Here is an 11935-nt window from a genome sequence, read left to right as displayed (position 1 = left end):
CGTGTCTCAGTGCCCGTGTGACTGGTCGCGCTCTCACGCCAGTTACTGATCGTCGGCTTGGTGAGCCGTTACCTCACCAACTACCTAATCAGACGCACGCCCATCTCCAAGCGAAGTTCTTTAATTGTCAGATGATGCCATCCAACAATATTACGGGGTATTAATCCGAATTTCTTCGGGCTATTCCCCACTTAGAGGAAGGTTGCGTACGTGTTCCGCACCCGTTTGCCGGTCGCCACCCAGTATTGCTACCTGTGCTGCCCCTCGACTTGCATGTATTAGGCCTGCCGCTAGCGTTCATCCTGAGCCAGGATCAAACTCTCCATTGTAAAGAAGTTTTGATACTGACTAATTTCTCGCGAAATCAGACGTTCGTGTATCTAATGTTTTTCGCTTAACATTACCTGTGTTTATTATGCTGTTGTTTCCATTCTTTCAAAGAACTTCCGTTGAACCTGTTGTTCAACTTCGTTAATGTCTCAGATCCGATCTGTGTGGCGCGTTTCACCAGGACATCATTTTTTATTTCAAGAACTCTTTCCGTTTCGCGTCGTTTGCGTTGGGGTTGCAAAGGTGTATCTTTTTTTGATTCCTACCTAATTTATTTTGAAGTTTTTTAAAGTTATTTTTCAAACTTCTCAATCCTGCAAAAAACAATACTGGCAAGCATTTCAGCTTACCTGATGTTTGTTAAAAAGGAGAATAAACCGTACCTGGAAGAGCTTTCGTGTAGTGCTTTCTATCAAAGCGGGACGCAAAGGTAGTGGTTTTTAAATTACCACCAAATTTTTCTTTTAAAAAATAGTGTATCAGCTTGAGATTTTTTATCCGAGAGTAGTTTGGCCCTGCGGGGCAAACTGAGATACTACCTTTTAAAATTCAGAGAATTTATTGAGTAATAAGACGGTATAACATGGATGGATATATAAACGACATTTAAGGGATACCGTGGAGCACTTTAGGTACCGCAATACATACACTAAACATGCTTAAGACATGCTTAAGACATGCTTAAGATATGCTTGAAACATGCTTTAAAGGTGGATTAAAGGCGGACTAAAGGTGGACTAAAGGTGGACTGATATGCCGTTCACTGAACCGGTTGCCCCAGCATACCTTCAGGATATGCCACCTTCATCAGGAACAATCCCTGGGGAGGTACCGCAAAATCAGCATTGACGCAGTTCCTGCTTTCTATAGCCTGCCTGAACCCTTCTATAGATAGCTTTCCCCTTCCTACCCTCAGCATAGTTCCTACCAATCCTCTTACCATACCCCGCAGGAAACGATTAGCGGTTACATTATACACCAGCCTCTCCTCTCCCGTCACCCAGTAAGATTCTTTAATTGCACAGTTGTAGGTCTTCACCTGGGTATTCCTCTTGGAAAATGTAGTAAAGTCCTGGTATTCTTTAATGATCCCTGCCGCCTCCTGCAAAAGGGGAATATCCAGGCGGTAAGGGAAAAAGTATCCCCTGTCCTGCAGGAAAGGGTCTTTTTTCATGTATAGCGTGTATTCGTAAGAACGCCCCAAAGCGGCAAACCTGGAGTGGGCATCATCTGCTACCTGGTAAATATGCCTGGCTACAATATCTGATGGCAGAATAGCATTTACTTTATACAGGAACTGCGGATGTAATGGTTGCTCCATGTCAAAATGCAGGAAATTCTGCATAGCATGGACACCAGCGTCAGTTCGACTGGAACCCGTGGTTACCACAGAAGTTCGCATCAGGGTACTGATAGCATGATCAATCTCAGATTGTACTGTCTTAGCATTATCCTGTACCTGGAAGCCGGCAAAAGCCGCTCCTTTGTATGCTACCTCTATAAAATATCTCATAATCCCTCTGGTTTGCAGTACGCGAAGGTAAGGTGTAAAAATAAAAAGGGGGAATTACTCAAGAGAAGTAGTGGAGCGGTTTGAGCTTTCAATGCGAAGAAACTGCTCAAAAAATGGCTTTTACCTTCGGTAAAAGCCATTTTTTGAGGATATTTTTTTTGGCCTGCGGCCGGCTAGAATTAAGTTAAAAGAACTGCGATTTTTTGAGGGTGCTTTTCTGGCCTGCGGCCAGCTAGAATTAAATTAAAAGAACTGCGATCTTTTGAAGGCGCTTTTCCGGCCTACGGCCAGCTAGGATTACTATTTCCGAAGCATGGCTTTAAAGCGACCCTTATAATAATCATTCTGCAACAGATCTACCAGCCCGCTAAACTCTTCAGAATTGTAAGCCTTAGGATAGGCCTGATCCAGCAAACGGTAACGGGATTCATCTGTACCCAATAACTGGGTCAATGTTTTGATCTGGGATGCTTCCAGACAATATCCCTTTGTCTGTTTACGGAAAACATCTATCATTCCATCATCATCCTTACCAGCTACGAATTTGCGAAGCATCTTACGGAAGGTATCATCATCCATCACCTTGGTACAATCTGAATTGATCATCTTTAAAGACGGAGACAGCTTCTTGTCTTCCGACATAACCGTTTCACCGGTAACTGGCGCCGGAGGCGCGACCATGACTGTTTCAGGAGCTATTTCCGCATCGGCAGCTTTCTTCTTTCTCCTGTCTTTACGACTTTCTTTAGGATGATCGATTGACAGATCATTTACAGCATAACCGCTCGTTGAATCTGTCAGGATGTTATTGGGATGTTCTGTAGTATCAATAGTATCCAGCTTTTCAGCCAGTTTGCTACGTTTTTTCTTTTTGGATGATTGTGTTTCTTCAGTAGCCGGAATATCTGTAGTTACCGGGACTGATGCTGCAGGAGCCACCGCAGATGCCTGGTGACCGCCGGTATCCATAAAGTCGATGAAATCAGGATCATCTCCTTTTTTCTTCTTTTGTTTTTTCTCCTTCTTATCTACTTTCTCTGTTACTGCAGGTTCTTCGGGGGCAGGCACAGAAGCGGGTTCATTCGCTGCCGGCGCCGGAGTTTGTGCAGGTTGTTCCACCGCAGGAGAAGTAGCAGGAGGCAGCTCCACAGTAGCGGCCTTTTTCTCTTCAGCCATCACTGCAGTGAGCAGCTGTTGTTCTTCTTCTGTCAGCGGTTCACGGTCTCTCCTTCTCTTACGTTTCTTTGAAGGAGCAGGCGTTTCTTCCACTACGGCTGTAGCAGGCACCGCAGGCTGAGCTACTGCCTGAGCAACAGCAGCCGGTTCTTCTGTTATCACTTCCTCGGGACGGTCATCCTTTACAACCTTATCCAGGGCTTCTGAGAACTTATTCGGTTGTTTTACCGGGCGGGTACCGGGACCAACAGTTACAGTACCTTCTTTGGAAGGGAAAGTAGAATCCAGGTCTTTCTTCAGAGAGGCCATCATGGCTTTTGTCTGCTCCTCGCTGCTTACAGGCGCTGCAGGTACGGGCGGGGCAGGCGCTACTTCTGCAGTTGTAACACTACTATTAGTATCTGCCTGAACCGGAGCTGCTGCAGGCTCGGTAACTGCTGCCACAGGTTCTGTTGTTACAGCTGCCGGCGTTGCTTCTGTTATAACCGGATCTTTTCTGGTTTCTTTCTCTGAAGGCCTGATCATAGCGAAGGTCTGCAGGTTATACAGCGCATGTCCGCCATTCCCATCAGATTTCAGCAGGTAGCCCTGGTCGTTCTGTCCCGTTAAGCGGATCTGGAACTGCTGTTCCGGGGCTTCGCTTTTAGCGAAACCTATCCGCAGGTTAGCTGTGCCGGCCGGCATCTTTGACAGGATCAGGTATCCCTTATCTGAAGAAGGGATCAGCTTATCATTATATCTTACGTAGAAAACCTGTGATCTTTCGCTTTGTATATATACAAAATACTGCGCGTCCTGGGCAGATACTCCTGCAACCCACCCCAGGAAAAACAGTGAGAACAAGCTTATTTTCAAATATTGAACCATATATTTATCTTAGATAGATAACTACAAATGACGGACAATGGGCCCGTCATTCCTTGATAGTGTTATTATACACTGATTATTAGCTGGTAAATACAAATACTATTCCAATATCACCAATACCTCTCCCTTCTCCACAGCAGTACGTTCTGTTACCCGGATTTCTTTTACAACGGCGTCGGCAACCGCTTTGAATACATTCTCCATTTTCATGGCTTCCAGGATAAGCACAGGCTCTCCTTTCTTTATAGCCTGACCCGGTTCTACCAGGACTTTCAATACAAGGCCCGGCATAGGCGCTTTGATGTCATTCACCTTCCTGGTAAGGGCATCTTTCATACCCATAGCTGCCAGCAACTGATCAATCGGTTCCTCTATCAACACCTCATATTCCTGCTGATCAATCAAAACTGTGACGGTTTTCGTCTCCCGATCAATCTTTATTACCTGGGCCATATAACTATGCCCATCCATTATAATACTATGATTACCATTGGATAATGTAACATCCGACCATTCTACCGGTTGACCGTTACCCGTTAACACAGCTCCTTTTCGTTCCACAGTAAACGATAAATCACCATTTACGATTGCTTTTATCATAACATGTTTTATAGCTGAACCGGGGCAAAAATAAGGTTTTTAACTAGTTAGAGGGTGGGGATATTATGGTGAAAGAATTTTTGAGGGAGATTTTTTTGCGCTGCGTGCGGTTGATTTCTCTGAATGAAGGGGATTAAGTGTACTACTATTACGAATGATCATGAATAATAGCCAGTTATCATGATTTGGTTAATATTAACAGCCGCTATCGTCATTATTTGTGATAATTCCTGTTAATTCGTGGCAAAAACAATTCATTATCATGTTAGAACCTTGGAAGCAAACGCTTAGAAGCGTGCTGATAGCAGGTATTACAGGAATCCTATGTTACGCGCCGGCAACAGCACAGCAGACCACACCAAAACAGGAAGACCCCTCACTTGAAATATACCGCAGCTCAGCAACCAGGATCAATGACCTGGTGAATACCAAACTGGATGTACGCTTCGACTATGCTAAAAGATACCTTTACGGTAAAGCCTGGGTCACCCTCAAACCCCATTTCTATACAACAGACTCCCTTACACTGGACGCAAAAGAAATGGAAATCAAGCAGGTAGAACTGGTAAAGGGCGGAAAGAACACTCCTTTAAAATATACTTATGACGGCTCACAGCTGCATATACAGCTGGATAGGTCTTACAAGGCGGCAGAATCTTACACTATATATATAGACTATATATCCAAGCCTGAAGAAATAAAGGCACAGGGCAGCGCAGCTATTACAGATGCCAAAGGCCTGTATTTCATCAATCCTGACGGCGCAGAAAAAGATAAACCTGTGCAGATCTGGACACAGGGTGAAACCGAGGCTAACTCCGTATGGTTCCCTACTATAGATAAAACGAACCAGAAAACAACGGAAGAGATCAGCATGACGGTAGATAAGAAATATGTAACCCTCTCCAACGGAAAACTGGTCAGCCAGAAAAACAATGCTGACGGTACCCGTACTGATACCTGGAAAATGGACCTTCCCCATGCCCCTTATCTCTTTATGATGGCTGTAGGCGATTACGCCATTGTAAAAGACCAGTGGAAAGGGAAAGAAGTAAACTATTATGTAGAAAAAGCTTACGCTCCCTATGCAAAGGCTATTTTCGGCAATACCCCTGAAATGCTTACCTTCTACTCCAACCTGCTTGGATATGAATATCCCTGGGTGAAATACTCTCAGGTAGTAGCGCGTGATTATGTTTCCGGCGCTATGGAAAATACCACTGCAACCCTGCATGGGGACTTTGTTCAGAAAACCAGCCGGGAACTGCTGGATAATAACCATTATGATGAAGCCGTTATTGCACATGAGCTGTTCCATCACTGGTTTGGCGACCTGACCACTGCAGAGTCCTGGAGCAACCTTACTCTCAATGAATCTTTTGCAGACTACAGCGAATACCTCTGGCTGTCCTACAAATATGGTAAAGATATGGCTGACGACCATGCTTACAAAGCCATGAAAAGCTACCTGCAGTTCACTCAGTATGCCGGCGACCGTGACCTGGTACGCTTCCATTATCATGATAAAGAGGATATGTTTGATGCTATCAGCTACCAGAAAGGCGGCCGTATCCTGAACATGCTGCGTAATGTAGTGGGAGACAGCGCCTTCTTCAAGTCTCTCAACGTTTACCTGAAAACCAATGCCTTTAAATCAGCCGAGGCTCATCAGCTTCGCCTGGCATTTGAGGAAGTAAGTGGTCAGGACCTGAACTGGTTCTTTAACCAATGGTATTTCGGACAGGGATACCCCGTACTGGATATCAGCTCCAGCTATGACGCCACTGCTAAAAAAGTTACCGTAACGGTACAACAGCAACAGGCTGGAGATAAGGTTTACCGTTTGCCTGTAGCGATAGACATCTACGCTAATGGTAAGAAACAGAGGCATAATGTGATCATCGACAGTAAAGTATCCACCTTTACCCTTCCCAGCGCTTCTCAGCCAGACCTGGTAAACTTTGATGCAGATAAAGTGCTGCTGGCAGTGAAGAAAGAGAACAGGGATATCAGCACCTACGTTTTCCAGTACTCTCATGCACCACAATACCTGGATCGTCGTGAAGCAATAGAGGCTTGTCTGAAAGAGCAGGCTGCCAATGCGGAAGCACGTAAAGTAGTACTGGCGGCGCTGAAAGATAAATTCTACGGACTGCGTGCGCTGACCATTAACGGATTAAAACTGGATGATCCGGAGATGAAAGCTCAGGCGCTGCCTGTTTTACGTACCCTTGCTGAAAAAGATGAAAGCTCTACTGTACGTGCAGCGGCACTTACACAGTTAGGCACATTACAGGATATACAGCTGACCTCCCTGTTTGAAACTGCTACAAAAGATAGTTCATATGCAGCAGCAGGCGCTGCACTGGAAGCACTGGCTGCACTGGACCTTGACAAAGCCTATGCACTGGGTAAACAACTGGAAAAAGATTCCAGGGGTGCGTTGAGCACTGCCATTGTTGCCGTGTATGCAAAGAAAGGAAGTGAAAATGATATTGATTTCTTCGCGAAAACGTTTAATGATGCCAGCGGACAGGAAAAAGTAGATGCAGCAGTGCTGTATCTTACTATACTGGCAAAGGTTGATAATACTGATGCGGTATTGAAGGGTGTAGAGCAGATACAGAAAATGGCTAAGCTTTTTAATAATAAAATGATCAATGAAGGATTGGCAGGGATGCTGCTTCCTATTGCAGATAGTAAGGCTAAACAGGCGTCTATTGCGAGTGCTGATAAGAAAGCAGGGTTGCTTAAGCAGAGTGATTATATGAAGAAAGTGGCTGGGGAGCTTAAGAATTAATTAAGGGTTTGTTTGAGCGGGAGTAGTGCGGATGGTTGCTCAAAAAAAATGCTTTCACCTTCGGTGAAAGCATTTTTTTTGAGAGGGGGCCTGCGGCCGGCTATTTTTTTTATGTTTTATCCTAGCCCTACTTCTGAATGTCTTTCAGGTATAATGATATCCTGGAAACCTTTCTTCAGCAGCCAGTCTCTGAAAATAGTCTGCACTTCATACTCACCATGTACCAGGAACAGCTTTTTAATTTCTCCCGGGTCCTGGCAGGATAACCACTGGCTAAGATCCTCATAGTCGCCATGAGCGCTCATTGAGCGGATAACACCTACCTCAGCCTCCACCTCATAGCGGGTGCCATAAATGGAGACCTCTTTTGCGCCTCTCATCAGGCGGCCGCCGAGGGACTGAGGCTCACAGTACCCTACCAGTAATATAGTATTGCGGGAATCATTGATGTTATTGGCGATATGATGTTTCACCCTGCCAGCTTCCGCCATACCTGATGCGGAAATGATTACGCAGGGCTCTTTCCGGAAGTTCAGCATTTTTGACTCATCCACTGTTTTAACATAATGTAGTCCGGGGAAGTTAAACGGATCATCATCTATTTCCAGCATTTTGGAAACTGTCCTGTTAAATACTTCCGGGTGACTTCTCACCACATCTGTTGCCTCCATGGAAAGCGGACTATCCACAAAAATATCTACATGGGGTAGCTTCCCTTCCAGCTGCGCCCTGTTGAGTGCATACAGTAACTCCTGCGTACGTCCTACACTGAAAGCTGGTATGATCAGTTTCCCTTTCTTTACTTTACAGGTGTTGTGAATATATTGTATCAGCCTGTCATCTGAAGGCTCGGCCTCTGCATGCAAAGTGCTGCCATAGGTAGATTCCAGCAGGATATAATCTGCCTGGGGAAATACTTCCGGTGATCTGAGGATGGCGTCGTTATAACGGCCTATATCTCCACTGAAAGAAACCTGGGTGGTTTTCCCGTTCTCCGTGATACGGAGATGAACAGCAGCGCTGCCAATGATATGGCCTGCATCTGTGAAATATATCTCAATATCATCATCCACCCGGAACCATGTTCTGTAGTTCACTTTCTTAAATCTTCCTATACTTCTTTTTGCATCATCTATTGTATACAGTGACTCCAGGGGAGGCAGACCTTCTTTGGCTCTCTTCTTATTTGAGAATTTGGTATCATCTTCCTGGATCTTCGCAGAATCCAGCAGGAGTATCTCTGCCAGGTCAAATGTAGCCGGAGTGCAATAGATAGTTCCCTTAAAGCCTCTCTTTACCAGCAGGGGAATTAATCCCGAATGGTCAATATGTGCGTGGGAAAGGACCATATACGTTACTTCCGCCGCATCAAAGCCAAAGTCAATATTCATGGCATCAGTTTCCCTGCCCATGCCCTGAAACATACCGCAGTCAAGTAATATCTTCTTCCCGTTCTTTAAAGTGATCAGGTGTTTGGAACCTGTAACCGTACGTGCCGCTCCGTGAAATGCTATTTTCATTGTGGTGAATTGATGAAGTTATGTTTTGGCCTTAAATGACCAGGTGATCTCAAAGGAGGCAATTACTGTGCCATCGGGGCTTTTGCCAATGCTTTCTACCGTAATGGTAACCGGCTCGCCTGTTGCAATGGTTTTGGCAACAGCCTCCCTGATCATTGTCCCCCCGTTACAGGTAAACCATGTTTTGCCTGTGGCTTTCTTAACAAAGTCTGCCTTCATACCTGTTACCAGCATAGATACCTTCCGGGGCAATGCTTCCCGGGTATACATAATTGCCGGGATACCGGTACTCATTTCTGCCGCCATAGCCAGGCAGGCAAAGTAAGTGGACCGGAAAGGGTTTTGTGACAGCCAACGGTAAGGCACCACAGTAATACAATGTTCTGCTGTTAATTGTTTGAGCCGTACTCCGGCCAGCCAGGCGCTGGGCAGTTTCCACAGCAGGTACAATGAGAATTTCAACGGATGAACGGCCAGGCGCATAAAGTCTGCGGCGCCGGCTTTCAGGGGAGTGCTTTCCATAACAGGGTCATTGGGTTGTGTAATAGGCCGGGTTCAACGCATCCGGGCCCCATTGCTTCAACATCGCTGCCACATTCTTTTTATCATATGAGTCTGCCGATTCCAGCAAACCGGTATTCTGGGTATGGATCCGGTTACCTTTTGCATCCAGGATGACCAGTACGGGAAAACCGAACCGTTGCGGATATCCCAGTGTTGCCAGTACCGGCAGGTTCCTGTTCTCTTTGCTGTAATTCAGGTGATAGACTATATAGTTCTTTTCTGTCAGCTCTTTCAGCCCGGCATCATCATGAACAAATTTGTAGAACCGTTTACACCAGATGCACCAGTTACCGCCTATCTGCAATAACACATGCTTCCCTTCCTTTGCAGCCTGCTCTTTTATCCGGGCCAGATCAGCCACAGCGTCTGCATCCGGGTTATAGATATGTTCCAGGTCAAGGTGTTCCTGGGCGTTGGCAAAGGATACGACAAGAAAAAGGATTATAGCGGTCAACCAGGTAGTTTTTCTCATCTGCGTTTACATTAATGCTTTTATAATGATTGTATATAAGTATAAACGGATGCCTGCGCATTCACGGAAGGTTTCCCTTCTGCCCGTTGCTGTTCAATATTCTGCAGCTGTTCATTTAAAAGTACGGCATTGGTATTATCTGCCAGCTGCAAACGGATGATCTCTTTCACCTGGGCCTGCAGCTGTGGTTCGTAAATGGGAAAACAAACCTCTATACGCCTGTGCAGGTTACGGTTCATCCAGTCTGCCGATCCCATATACACTTCTTCTTTACCGTTATTATGGAAGATAAATACGCGGGCATGTTCCAGGTAACGGTCTACTATACGGCGTACAGTAATATTACTGCTTTCCTCCTGTTCCGGCAAAAGGCAGCAGATACTGCGTACTATCATTTCTACCTTCACTCCTTCCCTGCTGGCTGTATAAAGAGCGGCTATCATGTCTTTCTCCTGGAGGTTGTTCAGTTTGATAATGATATGGGCAGGCTTTCCGGCCCTGGCATTTTCAATTTCCCTGTTAATCAGGCCTTTAAAGCGGTCTACCAGGTTAAACTGGGCAACCAGCAGGTGATTGAAGGTCAGGAAATTATATTTATCCGGTTGTTGTCTTGTTTGCAGATAAAGGAACAGCAGTTCCAGTTCCTGGGTAATACCCGGGTGGGATGTCATCAATACATGATCGGTATAAAAACGGGCAGTGCTTTCATTGAAATTGCCTGTAGCCATCAGACCGGCATAGTCCCACTGATATCCGCGGCGGCGTTTTACCAGGGCTATTTTGGCATGTACCTTTAGTCCGGGTATGCTATATACGATCTTTACTCCCGCCTCTTTCATTTTCCTGGCCCAGCGAACATTGTTAGCCTCGTCAAAACGGGCTTTCAGTTCTACGAATACAGTCACCTGCTTACCGTTACGGGCAGCGCTGATAAGGGCATTGGCGATCTGGGAACCGGAAGCTATGCGGTAGAAGGTAATATATATCTCCTGTACGGCAGGATCGGCAGCAGCTTCATTGAAGAAGCGCAGCAGGTAGTCGTACCGCTGGTAGGGGGTATGTAAGATAATATCCCGTTTCAGCACCTCTTCCAGCAACCGGGGTGCTTCATCCAGGGAAGGGATGCCCGCCGGGGATTGCCGGGGATAAGTGAACAGGGGAGACTTTACAGGCATGGGCAGATCTGCCAGATCTTTCAGGTTGTGATACCGCCCGCCTTCCACCATTTCTTCCGGAAGTATATGGAAGTACCCTGCCAGCAATTGTCTTATTGACACTGGCATGGCAGCGTCGTAGAGGAAACGGGTGGGAATACCCAGTTCTCTCTTCACTATCATGGTTTCTACCTGGTCAAGGATATCGCTGGCCAGTTCATTCATATCTGTCTCCGCATCGCGGGTGATCTTGATACTGTAACATCTGTCTACCGTATATCCCGGGAAGAGAAAATCAATATTATACCGGATAATATCATCCAGCATAGCAATATAATGCACATTATCTATGGCAGACAGTTCAGTAAACCTGGGCAGCTGGGAGCTGGGAATATTTACCAGCGCATATTGCAGCATATCAGGGTTGGCTGTTTCCGTGAGCGCAACAACCAGGTAAAGCTGGTTATTTTCCAGGAACACCTCTTCCGGTTTCTTCTTATGCAGCCATGTAGGCTGCAGGAAGGCCAGCACACGATTGAGGAAATATTCACGCATCTGCGGGAGATGCTGGCCCTTTATATGCTCGTTATAGTAAAGATGGATATTATTCTCCTGAAGTAATGGCAGCAGCTGCCGGGTAAGAATAGCTCCGTATTCCTGTTGCTGCCGGTTGATCTCTGCCTGAATGGTAGGCAGGGTATCTCCCGAGAGAATATCTTCGCCTGCGGCAGCAGGATTGGAACGTAACAGTTTATTTACAGCCAGTATAGCAGGCATGCGCACACGAAAGAATTCGTCCAGGTTCGATGAGTAGATGGAAAGGAATCTTATTCTTTCGTACAAAGGCACTTCATTGTCCTTTGCCATACACAACACTCTATAGTTGAACGAGAGCCAGCTCAGATCACGGTCAAACAAAGGAACATTCATTGACATATT

8 protein-coding genes and 1 rRNA gene are annotated in these 11935 nt (G+C 45.8%); 1 reads left to right on the top strand and 8 read right to left on the bottom strand.

Translation table 11 applies throughout. From position 1 onward, the window contains the following. The 4 genes from GO493_RS29185 to GO493_RS31380 form a co-directional block, all read right to left on the bottom strand. Nucleotides 1–329: ribosomal RNA gene (locus GO493_RS29185) — 16S ribosomal RNA — on the bottom strand; the annotation flags it as partial. A gap of 761 nt (nucleotides 330–1090) precedes the next feature. Continuing rightward, the gene (gene truA, locus GO493_RS29180; protein ID WP_157309780.1) at nucleotides 1091–1843 is read right to left on the bottom strand and encodes a tRNA pseudouridine(38-40) synthase TruA; all 753 of its coding nucleotides are present in this window, start codon (nucleotides 1841–1843) and stop codon (nucleotides 1091–1093) included. A 300-nt stretch (nucleotides 1844–2143) separates the two neighbouring features. After that, nucleotides 2144–3874 carry a hypothetical protein gene (locus tag GO493_RS29175; RefSeq protein ID WP_157309779.1) on the bottom strand — a complete coding sequence of 577 codons (1731 nt, stop codon included), beginning with the start codon at nucleotides 3872–3874 and terminating at the stop codon, nucleotides 2144–2146. A 111-nt stretch (nucleotides 3875–3985) separates the two neighbouring features. Then, entirely contained in the window at nucleotides 3986–4486 is a 501-nt protein-coding gene (locus tag GO493_RS31380) for a biotin/lipoyl-containing protein (RefSeq protein WP_157309778.1), read from the bottom strand. A 262-nt stretch (nucleotides 4487–4748) separates the two neighbouring features. Between GO493_RS31380 and GO493_RS29165 the strand changes: the two genes are divergently transcribed. Continuing rightward, nucleotides 4749–7286 carry a M1 family aminopeptidase gene (locus GO493_RS29165; RefSeq protein WP_157309777.1) on the top strand — a complete coding sequence of 846 codons (2538 nt, stop codon included), beginning with the start codon at nucleotides 4749–4751 and terminating at the stop codon, nucleotides 7284–7286. A 116-nt stretch (nucleotides 7287–7402) separates the two neighbouring features. Here the strand turns inward: GO493_RS29165 and GO493_RS29160 are convergent, their stop codons facing one another. The 4 genes from GO493_RS29160 to ppk1 are packed head-to-tail and all read right to left on the bottom strand — an operon-like array spanning nucleotide 7403 to nucleotide 11926. Next, a complete protein-coding gene (locus GO493_RS29160; RefSeq protein ID WP_157309776.1) occupies nucleotides 7403–8806 on the bottom strand; it encodes an MBL fold metallo-hydrolase in 1404 nt (467 codons plus the stop codon). Nucleotides 8807–8824: 18 nt separating this feature from the next. After that, nucleotides 8825–9328, bottom strand: coding sequence for a DUF4442 domain-containing protein (locus GO493_RS29155; RefSeq protein ID WP_157309775.1), 504 nt, complete (start codon nucleotides 9326–9328; stop codon nucleotides 8825–8827). A gap of 7 nt (nucleotides 9329–9335) precedes the next feature. Then, nucleotides 9336–9842, bottom strand: coding sequence for a thioredoxin family protein (locus tag GO493_RS29150; RefSeq protein WP_157309774.1), 507 nt, complete (start codon nucleotides 9840–9842; stop codon nucleotides 9336–9338). A 20-nt stretch (nucleotides 9843–9862) separates the two neighbouring features. Beyond that, the gene (gene ppk1, locus GO493_RS29145; protein ID WP_157309773.1) at nucleotides 9863–11926 is read right to left on the bottom strand and encodes a polyphosphate kinase 1; all 2064 of its coding nucleotides are present in this window, start codon (nucleotides 11924–11926) and stop codon (nucleotides 9863–9865) included. Nucleotides 11927–11935 lie beyond the last annotated feature (9 nt).

The sequence above is a fragment of the Chitinophaga tropicalis genome (assembly GCF_009758205.1).
Taxonomy (GTDB): domain Bacteria; phylum Bacteroidota; class Bacteroidia; order Chitinophagales; family Chitinophagaceae; genus Chitinophaga; species Chitinophaga tropicalis.
Note: the sequence above shows the minus strand (reverse complement) of the source record. Positions and strands in the feature narration are given on the sequence as shown.